Consider the following 17,196-nt stretch of genomic DNA (forward strand, 5'->3'; position numbering starts at 1 on the left):
GTGGAGCCGTCGGATGATGCCGGTCACGCGGCCCGCGGTTTCGGGGCTGTGAAGGTACCGGCCTGATTTGCGGTACAACTTCACTGTTCCGGCGAGGCATGACGGACCCACCCGCTCCGAGATCACTTTCGAGTAACGAAAAATAACGTTTCGATCTCGCCGCTCAGCGACCGGCAAGCGACAGTTCAGCGCGGTGCGCGCCCGGCACCCACGGGTATCGGGCAAACTCTCGGAGCGCTCACAGCCCCAAGGACCCGCAACGGCCGGCAGGGCATCGAGTTCGATGCCCCGCCGGCCGCGAGCCGTTGCGTCGTGTGGTTCGCTCAGCTACCCCGCTTGATCCACTCCTCGAGATGAGGTGCTTCGTCACCGACAGTCGTGCCGTCGCCGTGTCCGGTGTAGACCTTGGTCTCCGGGTCGAGGGTGAAGATCTTCTCGGTGATCGAGGCGATGATCGTGGGGAAACTCGAATACGAACGCCCGGTCGCGCCCGGCCCGCCCTGGAACAGGGTGTCGCCGGAGAACAGGACCTTCGCCTCGGGCAGATGGATCACCGACGAACCCGGCGAGTGGCCGGGGGTGTTGATGATCGTCAACTCGGTCCCACCGACGTTGATCCGCTGGCCGTCTTCGAGATCCTGATGCGCGACATCGGGATGGGTGTCGTTCCACAACATGTCATCGCCGGGGTGCAGCAGGATAGGCGCGCCGGTCGCCTCCGACAGTTCCGGGGCCACGGTGACGTGATCGTTGTGCCCGTGGGTCAGCACGATCGCGGTCACCGTCCGGTTGCCGACGCCGTCGAGGATCGGCTTCGCCGAGTGCGCGGCGTCGATGATGATCACCTCGTCGTCATCACCGACGAGCCACACGTTGTTGTCGACGTCCCAGGTGCCGCCGTCGAGACTGAAGGTGCCCGAGGTGACGACGTTGTCGATGCGCAACTCGCCGCTCACAACTCCACCACCGATCGCAGGACCTTGCCGGCCTCCATCGCCGAGAACGCGGCCTCGACATCGTTGATACCGATGCGTTCGGTGACGAACTTGTCCAACGGCAGACGCCCCTGCTCGTACAGGTCGATCAGCATCGGGAAATCACGCTCGGGCAGGCAGTCGCCATACCAGGACGACTTGAGTGCGCCACCGCGGGAGAAGAAGTCGACCAGCGGCATCTCCAGGGTCATCTCCGGGGTCGGCACACCCACCAACACCACAACTCCGGCCAGATCACGGGCGTAGAACGCCTGCTTGTAGGTTTCCGGGCGGCCGACCGCATCGATCACGACATCGGCGCCGTTGCCGTCGGTCAGTTCCTGCACCGCGGCGATCACATCGTCGACCTTCGACCCGTCGATCGTGTGCGTCGCACCGAGGTCGGTGGCCCATTCCAGCTTCGACGCATCACGGTCGATCGCGATGATCGTCGTCGCACCGGCCAACCGCGCCCCGGCGATCGCCGCATCACCCACACCACCGCAGCCGATCACCGCAACCGAGTCACCACGACCCACGTTGCCGGTGTTCATCGCCGCACCGATCCCGGCCATCACACCGCAACCGAGCAGACCCGCCACCGCCGGGTCGGTGTCGGGATTGACCTTGGTGCACTGCAATTCGTGGATCAACGTCTTCTCCGCGAACGCGCCGATACCCAGCGCCGGGGTCAGCTCGGTGCCGTCGGTCAACGTCATCGGGACACTGGCGTTGAAGGTGTCGAAGCAATACCACGGACGACCCCGCTTACACGCCCGACACTGACCACACACCGCACGCCAGTTCAGGACGACGAAGTCGCCGACCTCGACGTGGGTGACATCGGAACCGACCGACTCGACCACACCCGCGGCCTCGTGCCCGAGCAGGAACGGGTACTCGTCGTTGATCCCACCCTCGCGGTAGGCCAGGTCGGTGTGGCAGACACCGCACGCCTTGATCGCCACCACCACATCACGCGCACCCGGATCCGGGATCACCACGTCCACGACCTCCGTCGGCGCCTTCTTGCTGCGCGAGATGACTCCCTTGACTGTCTGCGACATGCGTTCTTCCTTCCGCAACTGCGTTGTTCGGGGTACGTGTGCAACGTGTGTTCGCAAGGACGGCGACGCGTCGTGGCATCGCCGGAACACATCGCCACAACCTTATCGGTAGGGCGGACACCGATCTATTGTGAGTAGCCGTCGTCCACTGCTGGTAGCCAAACCCGGTGGTGGTCCGCCGCCGTGGCCCGCTCGGACCTCACCCTAGGCTCGCGATCGGCCGATTCGACTCCGTTTCGGCCATTGCGAACACCGAGCCCGCGGCGTCCATGCCGACGCAGGTTGTTTCACGACGGCCACGTCGGGGCAACCCTGCGACGTACTCAGCATCTCGACCACGAGGAGGTACACCATGGCAGAGAACAAGAAGGACCCTGGACCTTCGGTCAAGGACGACGAGCTCTACGAGAAGCTGCGCGACGAGGGCAACTCGAAGGAAAAATCTGCTCGGATCGCCAACGCCGCGGCCAACAGCTCGCGGTCGGACGTCGGCAAGAGCGGCGGCAAGTCCGGTTCCTACGAGGACTGGACGGTCGACGAACTCAAGAAGCGCGCGAAGGAACTGGACCTCTCCGGTTATTCGGACCTGAAGAAGGACGAGCTGATCGAGAAGCTCCGCGATCACTGAAACCCGATCCGCCGGGCCCGACACCACCGAAGCCGCCGACCCCTGAGGGTTCGGCGGCTTCGGTGTGAAAAGGGACGGTGCCGGCCAGTGCGCCTCTCGGCAAACAGGCCGCTCGAAGCGGCAAAAGGGTGGGACCCGGGGCAATGGATCCGTCACCGTCGAGGGCTACAACCGCGTCCCTCGGCAAGTTATTCCACATGGTTCGTCCGCACGCGACCCACACGTTTCGGGCAGTGGTCAGCGAACCAGACCGACACGCTGGAATGCCGTGAGCGCGGTCTCCCCGGTGTTCCAGAGCGCGTTGACGTCGCCGCGCGCGCCGGGCGCCGCACGGACGTCTTGGAGCGCGAGGCCGTTGCGGAACGTCAGTACGTTGTAGCCCACGTCGGCGGCACGCAGCATCGGGCCGGTCGCGCGCCCGGCACCGGCCACCCGGTCGAGTCCCTCACCGACGACGTAGAAGCGGAAGATCGGACCCAGGTCGACGCCGTACTCCCGCAGTGTTTCCGTGACGATCGAGTTCCCATGCGCAGCAATGGCGTCGACGATGAAGAAGAAGTCGCGCGCGTTCGATGGTGTGGCCCGGGCGTCGGCGGTCGCATACGCCAGGTCGACGGTGATGTGCGAGTTGTAGCCGGCCATGGCCACCCGCTGGCCGGGGACCGCGCAATCGTCGGCCATGTCGAAGTAGTGCCGCCACTGGGGCGCGACCGGTCCCCCGCCGAACTCGCCTCGCACGGCGTCGAGGAACCGGTTGAGGAGTTCGAGACTGATCACCGGGGCCCACCGCGGCGTCTGGAACACGCGCGGGTTGTTCTGCAGCGGCATCACCGCGTCGCGTTCCACTGCGGCCAGTCCGAGGGCGAACAACCCGCGACGGTCGCGGCGGTCGGTGAGGATGTCGACGATCCCGTACAGCTTCGCGACGTTGCGTCGTAGCTGCACGAGCGGGAGGTCCCGCGAATCCTGATCGTAGGTACTGAGTTCGACGATCCGCTCGCGGTCGGCCGGGCGGAGCTCGGTGCCACACGTCTCGGCCGGTGCCGCCGTCGACGTTGCCGGCGCGGCGACGAGAAGTGTTCCGAACAGAGCTGCGGTCAGCAGTGTCGCCGAGAGTGTTCGCATGGAACCCGGTGTTACCCCTCCGCGCGCGGATCAACCCTCCGACCGTGGTCGCGAGACCCTTCGTGACGCGCCCTCCGCAAGCTCCGGACGCTCCTCAGGGAGCAGGGTGACGCGCCGCCCTCCGCAAGCTCCGGACGCTCCTCAGGGAGCAGGGTGACGCGCCGCCCTCCGCAAGCTCCGGACGCTCCTCAGGGAGCAGGGTGACGCGCCGCCGCCCTCCGCAAGCTCCGGGCGCTCCTCACTGAGTGGAGTCCGTCAGGGCAGGAGGCCGGCGCTGCGGGCGGTCACCACGGCTTCCAATCGCGACGACGCCCCGAGCTTGCGCATCGCGTCCTTCATGTAGCCCTTCACCGTGTACACGGTGACGCCGAGGGTCTCGGCGATCCGGGCGTTCGAGTAGCCCAGTGCGGCAAGGGAGATCACGTCCTGCTCCCGACCGGTCAGGTCCACCTGTGTCTGCGCCACCGGGTCCGCGGCAACCAGGACCTCGGTGATCGCGGCGAGTTCATCGGCGAGCCGGGCGTCGTCGACGGTGTCGGCCAGCGATCGGAGTCGGGCGTAGGCCGCCGTCATCCGGTCGCGCATCTCGGCCTCGTCCTGAGCGGCGTGCTCCAGACGTGCGCGGGATGCGACGATCTCGTGTTCGACGGTGCGCGCCTCCATGGCGAGGACGTCGAGCATCCGTCCGCCGATCGGGTCCGGCGTGTGCAACGCGCCGTAGAGCACCGCGACGGGCGAGCGGTCGACGATCACCGGCGCGGCCATCATGGCGCGCAGTCCCTCCCGCTCGATGATCGTGTTGTAGCGATGGGTGATGCGTGGGGTGCGGAGGTAGTCGTCGACGACCATCGGGCGGTTCAGCGAGACGACCTTGCCGCCCAGACCGTGGCCGACGTCGACCGACACGCCGTTCAACGCTCCCACCGTCGATCCGGCGAAATGCTGCAGGCGCAGGTTCGACGGACCGCTGAGGACGCCCGCGAAGGCCAGCGGCACCCCGCTGGACCTGCGCACTCGACGCAACGCCTCGGTGACGATCCCGCTCAGCGGCTCGGGCATCTCACCTCACTTCTCCCCCTCTTCAGGGGGTGTTCCGGGGGCATGTCGCGGAGGACACTGTGACTCAGCTTACTCAGTACGGAGCGAGGTTCACGATGACACAGGCCACCACGAAGCCCGTCGACATGGTCGACCGCTGGTTGGGAATCTACGGGGCGCCCGACGCCGACGCCGCGTCGCTGCTCGTCGACGGTCACGATCCCGACGCAATCGCCTTCACCGTGATCGAGGTCGAGCAGACCGGCGATCAGCAGTCCGGCGGTGTTCGCCCGGTCACCACCGACATCACATATGGCGAGCTCGCCGAGCGGTCCAAGCGACTCGCCGCGGCTCTCGCGGAGATGGGCGTCGGTCGCGGCGACACGGTGGGCGTCCTCATGGGCAAACGCGCGGAACTCGTCGTGTCGCTCCTCGCGATCGCCCGACTCGGCGCGATCTACATCCCGCTGTTCACCGCGTTCGCCACACCCGCGATCGAGATGCGCCTGGCGGCCGGCGACGCGAAGGTCGTCATCACCGAGCCGAGTCAGGCGGACAAACTCGCCGGCATCGACGGGATCACCACGGTGATCGCCGGCGAGCAGTTCGAGGAACTCATCTCGTCGCATGAACCGGTCACCGAGTCGGTGGCGGTCGGGGGCGACGGCACCCTGATCCTGCTCTTCACCAGCGGCACCACCGGGGCACCGAAGGGTGTTCCGGTCCCGGTCAAGGCGCTCGCCTCGTTCGTCGCCTACATGCACTTCGGCCTCGATGTCCGCGCCGACGACGTGTTCTGGAACGCCGCCGACCCCGGCTGGGCCTATGGCCTCTACTACGGCGTGCTCGGTCCGCTGGCCGCCGGCAGGCGCAACCTCCTGCTGCACGCCGGCTTCACCCCCGAGCTGACCGCGAAGATCCTCGGCGACCTCGGTGTCACCAATTTCGCGGCCGCGCCGACCGTGTACCGCGCACTCAGCAAGGACTCGCGCATCTCCGGGTTCTCGCTGCGCCGGGCGTCGTCGGCCGGCGAGCCCCTGACCCCCGACGTCATCGACTGGGCGCTCCGCGCCATCGGCACCGAGGTCCGCGACCACTACGGCCAGACCGAACACGGCATGTTCATCAACAACCACTGGCACGAGTCGGTGCACGAGACCCTCGTGCCCGGTTCGATGGGTCAGCCGATGCCCGGCTTCGCCGCAGGCATCGTCGACGGCCAGATCGCCATCGATGTCCCGGCCAGCCCGCTGATGTGGTTCGAGGGCTATTTGGACGCACCGGAGAAGACCAAGCAGCGGTTCTCGCCGGACGGGCGGTGGTACCTGACCGGCGACACCGGCCGGGTCGACGACGAGGGTCGCTACTTCTTCACGGCACGCGACGACGACGTGATCATCATGGCCGGATACCGGATCGGCCCGTTCGACGTCGAGAGCGTCCTGATCACCCACCCGTCGGTCGTCGACGTCGCCGTCGTGGGTCGCCCGGACGAACTCCGCGGTGAGGTCCTCGAGGCCTTCGTCGTCACCGCCGACGGGGTCGAGGGCTCCGACGCTCTCGAGGCCGAGCTCCAGCAGCTGGTCAAGACGCAGTTCGCGGCGCACGCCTACCCGCGCACCGTGCACTTCGTCGACGCCCTGCCCAAGACACCCAGCGGCAAGATCCAGCGGTTCCTGCTCCGCCAGAGATGAGTCGCTCGGGCGCGTAACGGCGCCACCGCGCGGGAGCGATGAACCGGTTGCGCGGCCCACCGAGCCCGGCCGCGCCCAGACCGACCCCGTCGGCCGGGCTTCGACGACCTCGCCCGACCCGACGCGGTCACCGGACGCGCAACCAGCGGATCACACCCCTATCCGCTGGTTGCGCTTCTCCGTCACTCGCGCGCTTCGGTCGACGGCGACGGGCCCACCAGCGCCCGTACCGATTCGGGCGGCGTCTCTCCGCTGTGGGTGAGCGGGGCGTCGTACACCGTTCGTACCGGGACCACCCCGGTCCAGTCCGCCGACTCCCCGCCCGGCCCACCGGTCCGTGCCTTGGCGATCCACTGACCGTCGGCGATCGGCAACCGGAGGGCGACGGTCGCCGCCAGCTCCTTGCGGGTCGTCGGCCGAACCTCGGCCACACGTCCGGGAATCAGCTTGTCCGACAGCACTTCCAGGTCCGTCTGAGCATCAGCTGACACTTCGAGTACGCCCCGGATCACCGCCGAACGGTAATTCGCCGAGTGGTCGAAGAGGGTGTCGGCGACGACGAGGCCGTCCAGGACGAACACCGTGAAGGTCACCGGCGCACCGGCGGCCACGTGCCGCAGTGCGCCCGCCCCGGTGGAACCGTGCAGCAGGATCGAGTCACCGTCCCGGGCGAAAAGCATCGGCACCGACCACGGCAGTCCGTCGACGACGGTACCGAGGGTCCCGACCTTCGCCTCGTCGAGCAGCGCGTCGAGCAACGCACGGTCGGCGGCCCGTTCGGGTTTGCGCGTCAGGGACGCGAGCGGCGAAGTCGCGTCGGTCGGGGTGCCGCCGTTCGAGGTCATGCGGACATGGTCGCCCGCGTCGGCCCCCGGTTCAACAGATTTGCTGCCTCAGACCAGGACTCTCCCACCCCGGCTGACAACCACCCAGCAGACCGGATCGGGCGACATATCGTCGCCGGCGACGCGCTGCTGGGCGCATTCCAGACGGTTCCCACGACTGATGGAAGAACTCGGCTGAACGAGGACCGAACCTGTCCTCTATGGCTCATAACGTGGTCCTCACACCAACCGAGAGGACACATCATGGGCACCTACACCCCCGCGGAAGTCAGCGTCGACGTCACCGGCGAGAAGAAGGAGCTGCTCACCGTCTTGCAGGACCAGCGCAACATGCTCAAGATCACCGCGCGTGGCCTCTCCGACGCCGACGCGCGCAAGCAGACGACGGTCAGCACTCTCACCATCGGCGCCCTGATCAAGCACCTCGCGCACGGCGAGGAGAACGCTGCCCGCATCATCACCGAGCGGGACGAGAACGCCGAGTTCGACATGAGTCAGGCCATGACCGAGTACGTGATGAGCGACGACGAGACCATCGCCGGGTGGCTGGCCGAGTACGACCGTGCCGCGCTCGAGCTCGATCGCGTGATCGCCGACGCCGAGAACCTCGACGAGCTGATTCCCCAGCCCACCGCGCCGTGGGCGCCCGAGCGCGAGTGGTCGTCGATCCGGATGATGATCATCCATCTCATCCGGGAAACCGCGCACCACTGCGGCCACGCGGACATCATCCGTGAGGCGCTGGACGGCCAGACCACCATGGGCGCGGTCTCCGAAGGCCAGGACTGGGCCGAGGGCTGGGCCGACCAGGATTGGGCCCAGTGACGCCCTCGACGGCCTGACCGACAAGGCGCCCTTCACGATCAGTTTCGTCGTTGACCAATCCGCGGATCGCCCGGCACCGAAGACGTTGTGAGGCTGCCGGCACGGCGCAGTCGACACCGCATCACAGATTGGATCAACGATGATCAAGCGAGTTCCCCGCGTAGCAGGAGCGTTGACCGGACTGGTCCTCGCCGTCGGCGTGATGGCCGGCTGTTCCAGCGACGACTCTGACACCTCGAGCGAGACCACCGGCGCGGCAACCGAATCCAGCGCCATGATGAGCGAGAGCGCGATGGCCGATCCCGCCGCCAATCTCGTCGGACCCGGTTGCGCCGCATACGCCGAGGCCAACCCCTCGGGCCCGGCATCGGTCAACGGCATGTCCAGCGTGCCGGTCGCCACCGCGGCTGCCACCAACCCCGAGCTCACCACGCTGACGCAAGCACTTTCGGGCCAGCTGAATCCCGAGGTGAACCTCGTGAAGACGCTGAACGAGGGCGAGTTCACCGTGTTCGCGCCGACCGATGACGCGTTCGCGAAGCTGCCCCCGGAGACCGTCGAGCAGCTCAAGACCGATGCCCCCCTGCTGAACAAGATCCTGACCTACCACGTGGTCGAGGGCCAGGCGGCTCCGGACAAGATCGTCGGTGAGCACACCACTCTCGAAGGTCAGCAGGTGACCGTGACCGGTTCGGGCGACAACCTGAAGGTCAACGAGTCGGGCGTCGTTTGCGGCGGCGTCACCACGTCGAACGCTCAGGTCTACCTGATCGACACGGTGCTGATGCCCCCGGCCGGCGAGTGATCTCACCGTAACCGCTGTGTGACAGCACTTTCCACGATTCTCACCGACGAGACCCGTCGGTGAGAATCGTGCTGTGCGCGGTCAGTGCCGGGCCGGCTCCACCGTGTCGGCCGACTGAAGGCGACTCTCGGACATCGCCGACACCTGGATCGGCACCCCGGTCATGTTGGCCATCCCCGCGAGTCGCTCGAGATCGGCCGGATCGGAGGAGATGAGCGCGTTGACGTTCACTCCGCCGGCACCCAGATCATTCTCCGCCGCCGCATTCGCCTGCGTCCATCCGCCGGAGCCGTTGTGGCCCCAGCCATGCGGAATCGCGACGACACCGGGCTTGATGTCCTCGGTGACGGTGACCGGCAACGAGATCCGTCCGTGTCGGGACGCCACCGTCGCCAGGTCGCCCTCGGCCAGGCCGCGTGCCGTGGCATCGTCCGGATGTATCCGGGCCGCGTGAGACCGTCCGCCGCGCAGCAGCATCGGCGCGTTGTGCTGCCAGCTGTTCTCCGAACGTATCTCGCGCATTCCGATGAGCCGCAACGGATAACCCGTGTCGGCGTCCACACCCAGTTGATCGATCTCGGACATCAGTTCCGGCGCAGCCAACCGGATTCGACCGTCGAGGTATGTGACATTCTTGCTCAGCTGCCCGGGTGCGAGGTTGTCGGCGACCACGACCCCATGCGGGTGGTCGTCGACCAGGCGCCGGTAGGTCAACCCGCCCCGACGCAGACCGAATCGGTCCCCGCCCAACCCCATTCGGATCACCAGGTCGGAGATCCCGCGCGGGGTGACCGGACGCCCGATGCGTCGGGCCAACCGATTGCCGACATGTAGCGAACGGATCAGCACATTCTCCGGGGCGAGGAAACCGATGAGCTCGTTGATCACCGTCCACTCCTCCCGTGCTTCACCCTGCGGGGGGATCACCGCCTCGGTCGCCTGCTTGAACGGGGTGGTGAACAGCGCCTGGAACGGGAGCAGGAAATCCTCGCGCTCGTACATCGTGGTCGCCGGCAAGATGTAGTCGGCCCGCGCGTTCGTCTCGTTGCGGTAGATGTCCAGCGACACCATGAGATCGAGTTCGTCCAGCGCCGAACGTAATTCGTCGCCGTTCGGTACCGACAGCACCGGATTGCCCGCGCTGACGAACAGGGCGCGCAGCTGTCCGCGACCGGGCGTGGTGATCTCCTTGGCCATCAGCGACGCCGGCGCCGTCCCGAGGACCTGTGGCAGATCGCCGACCCGGCTCCGACGTCCGGCCCACCGGAAGCTCGACACCCGTTGCAGCGCGCTCACTCCCAGCCGCTGCCCGGGGATTCCCAGATCGCCGAACATGGACCCGCCCGGCACGTCCAGGTTCCCGGCGACGAGGTTGACCATGTCCAGGAGCGCGGTCGTCAGTGTCCCGGTGCGCCCCAACGACGTCCCGACCCGGCCGTACACGGCCGCCCGCTCCGTCCGGGCGAGCGAGCGGGCGACCTCACGGACGCGCTCGGGGTCGATGTCGGTGCGATCCGCGGTCGTCTCCGGTGCATAGGCCGCGACGAGCGTCTCGAGCTCCCCCACCCCCCGGGCCTGCCGTCGAAGCCGGTCGCGGTCGGCGAGGTCCTCGTCGAACAGCACATGCAGCACCGACAGTAGGAACAGCGCATCGGTGTCGGGCGTGATCGGCAGCCAGTCGAATTCGCGAGCGGTCTCGGTGTGCCGGGGATCGACGACGACGACGGACCCGCCGCGTGCGGTGATGGCGTTCAGGCCCTCGCGGATCCGCGGGGAACTCATCACACTGCCGTGCGACACGACCGGGTTCGCACCGATGATCACCAGGTAGTCGACGCGATTGATGTCGGGAATCGGGGCGGTCAGCGGGTTCCCGTACAGGAAGTGACTGGCGACGAACCGGTTGTTCACGTCCTGCGATCCGGCCGAATACACGTGCGGTGTGCCGAGCAGGTTCATGAAGATCGCGGTCCACAGCACGTGCCCGGTGGAGAACGTCGCGGGGTTGCCGAAGTACCAACCGATCGAGTCGCTGCCGGAGGTCTGGTGGACCTCGACGAGCCTGCGGCCGATCTCATCGAGCGCGGTCTCCCATGAGACCTGTTCGAACTCGCCGTCCGGGCGTCGTCGGAGCGGGTGCCGGAGACGGTCCGGGTCGTTGACGATCTCGGTGAACGCGATCCCCTTCGGGCATGCGAAACCCCGCGACAGCGGATGCTCCTTGTCCGGCCGCAGCGAGATCAGCCGGCCGTCCTCGACGGTGGCGATCATGCCGCACAGCGGCTCGCAGATCCGGCAATAGGTGTGCTTCTCCATCGGCATCTGTGCGTCCCCTCGACCTCGCTCGATGACGACCGCAGACGGGCTGGCCTGCGGTTCGGTGTGATTCCGTTCACATCTGAGGACAAGTGTTGCATGATGACAGCACGCCAGGCAGCCCCACCGAGGAGGTCCCCGTGACCGACAGCGACACCGACGCCACACAGCCATCCGTGCGCGACATGATCATCATCGGCGCCGGCCTGTCCGGCATCGACTGCGCTTACCGGTTCACCGAGCAGAATCCCGGCGCCGACTATCTGATCCTGGAACGCCGCGAACGCATGGGCGGCACCTGGGACCTCTTCCGGTATCCCGGCGTGCGCTCGGACAGCGACATCTATTCGCTGAGCTACCCGTTCGAGCCGTGGCGCAAGCCGCGCGCGTTGGCCCACGGTAACGACATCCGGGAGTACATCGAGGACACCGCCGCCAAGTACTCGATCACCGACCAGATCAGGTTCGGTCAGCACGTCCTGACCGCCGACTGGGATTCGACGACCGACACCTGGACGCTCGGGGTCGAGGTCGGCGAGGACCGGCGCCGCGAGACCTACCGCGCCAGGTTCGTCATCTTCGCGACCGGCTACTACGACTACGACAACCCGTACACGCCGAGGTTCGCCGGTGCCGACGACTTCACCGGTCAGATCGTGCACCCGCAGCACTGGCCGGAGGACCTCGACTACCGAGGCAAGAAGATCGTGGTGATCGGCAGCGGCGCGACGGCGGTGAGCCTCATCCCGAGCCTCGCCGAGCAGGCCGAGCACGTCACCATGCTCCAACGCTCACCGTCGTACATCTTCTCGTCCAAGCAGAAGCAATACCTCGCGCCACTCGTGCAGAAGCTGCTGCCGCCCCACGCCGCGCACAAGGTCATCCGCACCCGATATGCGGCGCAGACCGCGGCGATCGTGCACCTCACCCACCGGTTCCCGAAGCTCGGGCGCAAGATGATCCGGAGCAACGTCGTGGCGAACCTGCCCGAGGACTATCCGGTCGATCTTCACTTCAATCCCACCTACAACCCGTGGGATCAGCGCATGTGCATGGTCCCCGACGCCGATCTGTTCGCCGACATCGCCGAGGGCACCGTCGAGATGGTCACCGACCACATCGACCGGTTCGACGCCTCCGGCGTCACCCTCACCTCGGGTCGCCACCTCGACGCCGACATCATCGTCACCGCGACCGGGCTCCAACTCCTCGGCTTCGGCGGCACCCGGCTCCGCGTCGACGGCGCCGAGGTGAAACCCCACGACCGATTCGTCTTCAAGAGCTACCTCATCGAGGACGTGCCTAACCTCGCCTGGTCGGTCGGCTACACGAACGCGTCGTGGACCCTGCGCGCGGACATGACCGCTCGCGCCGTCGCCGACCTGGTCAAGTACATGCGCACCAACGGCTACACCCATGCCTATCCCCATCTCGGTTCGGAGGTCATGGGTTCGCGGCCGCTGTGGGACCTCAAGGCGGGTTACGTCGAACGGTCCCCGGAGGCGCTGCCGAAGTCGGGCACGCGGGGTCACTGGCAGGTGCGGCACAACTACTACCGCGACGCCATCGACCACCGGATCAACAAGGTCGAGGACTCCATGGTGTTCGGCCGGGTCTGACTCAGCTCACGCAGACCGGGGTGGTGTCGGCCGACCCGCGCGAGGCGTTACGCCGGTGTGGTCCAAACGGTCGAGATTTCGCCTCAGCACCGTAAATATGCTGGTCAAGCCTTGCTCCTCGCGAGACGCCGCGCCGATACTGGGCTCGGCGAGCGAGCCGTCTCGCTGAATCCGCCCCGCCCCCGCGGAGCGCCACTCCACGGCATGCGTCCCGGCAGGAGTGGACCAGTAGGAGCTCCGAGATGACTTATCCGCCCGGTCCCCCGTCCCACCCGTCGAACCCGTACGGCCCGGTGCCGCCGCAGTCCGACAGCCGGCGCGCCCTCACTCTCGTGCTCGGCGCGATCGTCGTCGTCCTGGCGCTGATCCTCGCCGCGGGCATCGTCTTCGTCGTCAAGGCGCGCGATGGGGACATCTTCGTACCCGGCCTCACCCTCACCGCGGCCAACGATCCGGGGATCGACCCGTTCACCGATCCGGTCCTCGTGGCCGGGGCGGGCGACCTGCCGGCGAATGTCGCCCTCACCGGCACGGCGGGGGCCGCCGACCTCGGCGGCCGCGCGGTGAACGGTACCGACGCCGGGCTGTACGGCTCCGGCGACGCCGCAGCCTGCGACACCGCCGCGCTCAGCAACCGGCTGCTCGCCGATCCGCCGGCGGCGCGCGCGTGGGCCGGGGTCTACGGCATCGATACCGCCGACATCCCGCACTACCTGAACACGCTGACCCCGGTGGTTCTGACGACCGACACCTGGGTCACCAATCACTCGTACACCTCCGGCCGGGCGGTCCCGTTCCAGTCGGTCCTGGAACGCGGCACCGCGGTCTACGTCGATTCCGCCGGCGTGCCGCGCGCGATGTGTTCCTGCGGGAATCCGCTCGCCCCGCCGGCCGCCGCCCCGCTCGGTGGGTATCGACTCGACGGACAGCCGTGGGAGGGCTACAAGAGCCGGTCGGTCGCCCGGATCGCGTACAACAACCAGCACGTCACCGCGGTCGGCAAGTCGACGACGATCGTCCCCGCGCCGCCGGTCCCGGACCCCGGGGCGCCCGCCGGCGACGTTCTCCAGCTCTTGAATTTCCGCACCGGACAGATCTTTTCGCAACCGGCGGGCGGGTTGCTCGACCTGAGCGGATTCCCGCCACCGTCCGGTCCGCTGCCCACCCCGGCCGCGTTGAACACCCCGTTCGAGGCGGCCACCGACGAAGACGCCGAGCACAACGGCCTCCTCGCAGCGGGCAATCCCGCGGCCGCGCCCGCACTGGAGAAGCGTGCCGAGGAGCACGACGGCCTGCCGGAAGGCGCGCCGTCGACGGACTCCTCGGCCCCCGACTCATCGGGACCGGACTCGGCTGCCCCCGACACCCCCGGTCCCGGCCCGGATTCCCCGGCCCCGGACGCCCCGGTGCCGGCTTCCGACGTACCCGTCCCGGAGGAGCCCGGCTACGAGGCCCCGGGCTCCGAGGCCCCCGGGCCTGCGACGGAGCCCGGCGCGCCCGGGCCCGACCAACCGGCCGAAACGCCGACGACGCCGACCTCGTTCAGCGGATCGGGGGAGGTCGTCGGCAGTTTCAGCTTCGTCGACGCCGGGCTGTCGGTGGGCTGTACGGTCCCCGGCGGTCCAGCACTCGGTACCGTCACGCTCTCGTGCACCGACGGCGTGACCCGGTCGGTCGCCGGTTCCGCGCTGCACCGCCCTGCGGTGTCGGGCTCCACCACCGGCACCGGGGTGTGGACCCTGACGCTGACGGCGGTCGGCGCGTCGCGATCGGTGACCGTCCGATCGGCGAACTGGATCGCCGCGCCGCCGGCGGCCCCGGCTTCCGAACCACCGGCATCCGACGGCTCCGCGGATCCCGCAACCCCTGCCGAGGAGCTCCCCGACGACACGACCACGACGACGACCACGGAGAGCCCGCCTCCGGCCGACGCCCCCGCCGACCCGGAAGCACCTGCGGGGACTCCGTGACCGCACCACGGGTGTGAGCTGTCCAACAGCAGGCACCCTGGGACGTCCGTACCATCGCGCGCATGTCTGCTCTGACGACGTCGACCCGACGCCCCTCTCGTGACCTCCGCCCGGAATCCGCCCGTAGGCGAGTGCGGGTACGTCTGGCGAGCGTCGCGATCGTGGCGGCGATGGCGTCGCTGGTGATGTTCGCGCCGAGCGCGCATGCCGACCGCGTCATCAACGGGCACCTGGTGGGCGGGAAGATCGAGCAGGCGTACGCCTCGACGGGCGGGTTCTTCAAGTGGGGCGTCCCGACCGGTCCCGAACGCGCGGCCGCCAAGCGCGGCCGTTTCCAGACGTTCTCGCGCGACACGTCGTTCTACTGGCACCCGGCAGCCGACGGCGGCACCGCGCATCAGGTCGGCGGCGCGATCCGGAGTCGATGGCAGCAGGCCGGCGCGGAGCGCGGCGCGCTGGGCTACCCCGTGAGCAACGAGTACCGGTCGGGCAGCGGGCGGAGCAACGACTTCCAGGGCGGCGTCGTCACGTGGTCCAAGACCGGTGGCGCACAGATCGTGTGGGGCCAGATCCGGCAGAAGTGGGAGAACACCGGCGGTGCGGGCGGGTACTTCGGGGTTCCGCTCGGCGGGGAGTACCGGACCGGCGGCCGGTTCGCGCAGGACTTCCTGAACGGCACCATCTTCTGGCCCTGATACGCGGTATCGGCGCGTGTCACTAGGACGTCCAAGTATTGTCGTCGGCATGGCTTCGCGACTCTCCTCCACGAACAGCATCGACGGGATTCTCCGCAGGTCCGCCGCGCGGCATCCCGACCGCACCGCGCTGGTCTTCGACGACCGCGACTACACCTATCGTCAGCTCGACGACGCTGTGTCCGCTGCCGCCGCCGGCCTGCTCGCCCGCGGCCTGGAGCAGGGGGACCGGGTCGCGGCCTGTGGCACGAACTCGGATGCCTACGTCATCGGCTTCCTGGCATGCTGTCGCGCCGGACTCGTCCACGTGCCGATCAACTACGCGCTCCGGGGTGACGAGCTCCGCTACCTCGTGGTGCAGTCGGGCGCACGCGCCGTCCTCGTCGACCCCGCGCTGTCCGAGCGGGTCGAGGAGATCCGCGGCGATCTCGCCGACGTCGAGGCGGTCGTCCCGTTGCGTGACGCCGACGATTCGCTGCTCGCGTCGGCCGCATCCGAACCGCCCGCCGCATTCGACTCCCAGGCCTCGGGTGACGACCTCGCGCAGCTGTTGTACACCTCGGGGACCACGTCGAAGCCCAAGGGCGCCATGATGTCCCACGCCGCACTGATCAGCGAGTACGTCTCGTCGGTCATCGCGCTGGACTTCACGGCCGAGGACAATCCGCTGATCGCCATGCCGCTCTACCACTCGGCGGGCATGCACGTCTTCATGCTGCCGTACCTCTCCGTGGGCGCGACCGTCCGACTCATGGCCACGCCGGACATCCCGGAGATCCTGCGGCGCGTCGAGGCCGACCGCATCGGTTCGCTGTTCCTCGCTCCGACCGTGTGGGTTCCGCTGGCCAATCATCCCGACCTCGCCACCAGCGATCTGTCCTCCTTGCGCAAGGCGCAGTACGGCGCGTCGATCATGCCGGTGACCGTGCTGAACCGGCTCCGCGACCAGTTCCCCGGCATGCAGTTCTACAACTGCTTCGGGCAATCCGAGATCGGCCCGCTCGCAACGGTTCTGCGCCCGGAGGAACACGAGGACCGGCCGTCGTCGTGCGGTCGCCCGGTGTTCTTCGTCGAGACGCGCGTCGTCGACACCGACGGGAACGACGTCGAGCCCGGGGTCCCCGGCGAGATCCTCTATCGTTCGCCGCAACTCTGCCGCGGGTACTGGGACAACCCCGCCGCCACCGAGGAGGCGTTCCGAGACGGCTGGTTCCACTCCGGCGACCTCGTCACCCGCGATGCCGAGGGCTTCATCACCGTGGTCGACCGCATCAAGGACGTGATCAACACCGGCGGCATCCTGGTCGCCTCACGCGAGGTCGAGGACACCGTCTACACCCATGAGGCGGTGTCGGAGGTGGCCGTCATCGGCGAGCCGGACGAGAAGTGGATCGAGGCCATCACCGCGGTCGTCGTGGTGCGGGACGGCCGGTCGGTGACCGAGGAGGAACTGATCGAGCACGTCCGGTCCCGGCTCGCGCCGTTCAAGGTCCCGAAGAAGGTGCGGTTCGTCGACGAGCTCCCCCGCAATCAGAGCGGTAAACTGCTCAAGCGGGAGCTGCGCTCGCAGTGACGGACGTGCGGCGCGCCGGGCC

The 17,196-nt window shown here is 68.0% G+C and carries 14 protein-coding genes; 8 read left to right on the forward strand and 6 right to left on the reverse strand.

Features of this window, described 5'->3' with window-relative positions; all coding sequences use genetic code 11:
• Window positions 1-323: 323 nt before the first annotated feature.
• Window positions 324-956, reverse strand: coding sequence for an MBL fold metallo-hydrolase (locus MHN80_RS19605; protein WP_239403098.1), 633 nt, complete (start codon window positions 954-956; stop codon window positions 324-326).
• Window positions 953-2,041 carry an S-(hydroxymethyl)mycothiol dehydrogenase gene (locus MHN80_RS19610; protein ID WP_239403106.1) on the reverse strand — a complete coding sequence of 363 codons (1,089 nt, stop codon included), beginning with the start codon at window positions 2,039-2,041 and terminating at the stop codon, window positions 953-955. Before MHN80_RS19610 ends, MHN80_RS19605 begins: the two co-directional genes overlap by 4 nt.
• Before the next feature lie 352 nt (window positions 2,042-2,393).
• Here MHN80_RS19610 and MHN80_RS19615 point away from each other — a divergent pair, with 352 nt between their 5' ends.
• Window positions 2,394-2,669 carry a Rho termination factor N-terminal domain-containing protein gene (locus tag MHN80_RS19615; protein ID WP_101822725.1) on the forward strand — a complete coding sequence of 92 codons (276 nt, stop codon included), beginning with the start codon at window positions 2,394-2,396 and terminating at the stop codon, window positions 2,667-2,669.
• A gap of 237 nt (window positions 2,670-2,906) precedes the next feature.
• Here MHN80_RS19615 and MHN80_RS19620 read toward each other — a convergent pair whose 3' ends face one another.
• The gene (locus MHN80_RS19620) at window positions 2,907-3,794 is read right to left on the reverse strand and encodes a DUF5995 family protein (RefSeq protein WP_239403120.1); all 888 of its coding nucleotides are present in this window, start codon (window positions 3,792-3,794) and stop codon (window positions 2,907-2,909) included.
• A 255-nt stretch (window positions 3,795-4,049) separates the two neighbouring features.
• Window positions 4,050-4,853: a LuxR C-terminal-related transcriptional regulator gene (locus MHN80_RS19625; protein WP_078111943.1), complete on the reverse strand. Its 804-nt coding sequence runs from the start codon at window positions 4,851-4,853 to the stop codon at window positions 4,050-4,052.
• Between the two features lie 95 nt (window positions 4,854-4,948).
• Between MHN80_RS19625 and MHN80_RS19630 the strand changes: the two genes are divergently transcribed.
• Entirely contained in the window at window positions 4,949-6,526 is a 1,578-nt protein-coding gene (locus tag MHN80_RS19630; protein WP_239403127.1) for an AMP-binding protein, read from the forward strand.
• Window positions 6,527-6,708: 182 nt separating this feature from the next.
• On the opposite strand, the gene MHN80_RS19635 is transcribed toward MHN80_RS19630, so the two are convergent.
• Window positions 6,709-7,371, reverse strand: a complete 663-nt coding sequence (locus tag MHN80_RS19635; RefSeq protein ID WP_239403130.1) for a pyridoxamine 5'-phosphate oxidase family protein — start codon at window positions 7,369-7,371, stop codon at window positions 6,709-6,711.
• A 243-nt stretch (window positions 7,372-7,614) separates the two neighbouring features.
• Between MHN80_RS19635 and MHN80_RS19640 the strand changes: the two genes are divergently transcribed.
• Window positions 7,615-8,196: a DinB family protein gene (locus MHN80_RS19640; RefSeq protein ID WP_064571447.1), complete on the forward strand. Its 582-nt coding sequence runs from the start codon at window positions 7,615-7,617 to the stop codon at window positions 8,194-8,196.
• A 139-nt stretch (window positions 8,197-8,335) separates the two neighbouring features.
• Entirely contained in the window at window positions 8,336-9,001 is a 666-nt protein-coding gene (locus MHN80_RS19645) for a fasciclin domain-containing protein (protein WP_004019684.1), read from the forward strand.
• Between the two features lie 81 nt (window positions 9,002-9,082).
• On the opposite strand, the gene MHN80_RS19650 is transcribed toward MHN80_RS19645, so the two are convergent.
• Window positions 9,083-11,323, reverse strand: coding sequence for a molybdopterin-dependent oxidoreductase (locus MHN80_RS19650; protein ID WP_239403146.1), 2,241 nt, complete (start codon window positions 11,321-11,323; stop codon window positions 9,083-9,085).
• 179 nt (window positions 11,324-11,502) lie between these two features.
• Here MHN80_RS19650 and MHN80_RS19655 point away from each other — a divergent pair, with 179 nt between their 5' ends.
• The 4 genes from MHN80_RS19655 (at window position 11,503) to MHN80_RS19670 (ending at window position 17,174) form a co-directional block, all read left to right on the forward strand.
• Window positions 11,503-12,936 (forward strand): NAD(P)/FAD-dependent oxidoreductase, encoded by a 1,434-nt coding sequence (locus MHN80_RS19655; protein WP_275447952.1) that lies wholly within the window; start codon window positions 11,503-11,505, stop codon window positions 12,934-12,936.
• A gap of 242 nt (window positions 12,937-13,178) precedes the next feature.
• A complete protein-coding gene (locus MHN80_RS19660; protein WP_101822739.1) occupies window positions 13,179-14,906 on the forward strand; it encodes a DUF6777 domain-containing protein in 1,728 nt (575 codons plus the stop codon).
• A 62-nt stretch (window positions 14,907-14,968) separates the two neighbouring features.
• Window positions 14,969-15,601: an LGFP repeat-containing protein gene (locus tag MHN80_RS19665; RefSeq protein WP_064571445.1), complete on the forward strand. Its 633-nt coding sequence runs from the start codon at window positions 14,969-14,971 to the stop codon at window positions 15,599-15,601.
• Window positions 15,602-15,650: 49 nt separating this feature from the next.
• Entirely contained in the window at window positions 15,651-17,174 is a 1,524-nt protein-coding gene (locus MHN80_RS19670; protein ID WP_064571444.1) for a fatty acyl-CoA synthetase, read from the forward strand.
• The last annotated feature ends 22 nt before the right edge of the window (window positions 17,175-17,196 follow it).

Source organism: Gordonia sp. McavH-238-E (assembly GCF_022348225.1).
Taxonomy (GTDB): Bacteria; Actinomycetota; Actinomycetes; order Mycobacteriales; family Mycobacteriaceae; genus Gordonia; species Gordonia terrae.

What these genes read in the sequence shown, in the direction of transcription:
- MHN80_RS19610 (WP_239403106.1), bottom strand. Translation starts at nt 2,041, where the DNA reads ATGTCGCAGACAGTCAAGGGAGTCATCTCGCGCAGCAAGAAGGCGCCG.
- MHN80_RS19615 (WP_101822725.1), top strand. Translation starts at nt 2,394, where the DNA reads ATGGCAGAGAACAAGAAGGACCCTGGACCTTCGGTCAAGGACGACGAG.
- MHN80_RS19620 (WP_239403120.1), bottom strand. Translation starts at nt 3,794, where the DNA reads ATGCGAACACTCTCGGCGACACTGCTGACCGCAGCTCTGTTCGGAACA.
- MHN80_RS19625 (WP_078111943.1), bottom strand. Translation starts at nt 4,853, where the DNA reads ATGCCCGAGCCGCTGAGCGGGATCGTCACCGAGGCGTTGCGTCGAGTG.
- MHN80_RS19630 (WP_239403127.1), top strand. Translation starts at nt 4,949, where the DNA reads ATGACACAGGCCACCACGAAGCCCGTCGACATGGTCGACCGCTGGTTG.
- MHN80_RS19635 (WP_239403130.1), bottom strand. Translation starts at nt 7,371, where the DNA reads ATGACCTCGAACGGCGGCACCCCGACCGACGCGACTTCGCCGCTCGCG.
- MHN80_RS19640 (WP_064571447.1), top strand. Translation starts at nt 7,615, where the DNA reads ATGGGCACCTACACCCCCGCGGAAGTCAGCGTCGACGTCACCGGCGAG.
- MHN80_RS19645 (WP_004019684.1), top strand. Translation starts at nt 8,336, where the DNA reads ATGATCAAGCGAGTTCCCCGCGTAGCAGGAGCGTTGACCGGACTGGTC.
- MHN80_RS19650 (WP_239403146.1), bottom strand. Translation starts at nt 11,323, where the DNA reads ATGCCGATGGAGAAGCACACCTATTGCCGGATCTGCGAGCCGCTGTGC.
- MHN80_RS19655 (WP_275447952.1), top strand. Translation starts at nt 11,503, where the DNA reads ATGATCATCATCGGCGCCGGCCTGTCCGGCATCGACTGCGCTTACCGG.
- MHN80_RS19660 (WP_101822739.1), top strand. Translation starts at nt 13,179, where the DNA reads ATGACTTATCCGCCCGGTCCCCCGTCCCACCCGTCGAACCCGTACGGC.
- MHN80_RS19665 (WP_064571445.1), top strand. Translation starts at nt 14,969, where the DNA reads ATGTCTGCTCTGACGACGTCGACCCGACGCCCCTCTCGTGACCTCCGC.
- MHN80_RS19670 (WP_064571444.1), top strand. Translation starts at nt 15,651, where the DNA reads ATGGCTTCGCGACTCTCCTCCACGAACAGCATCGACGGGATTCTCCGC.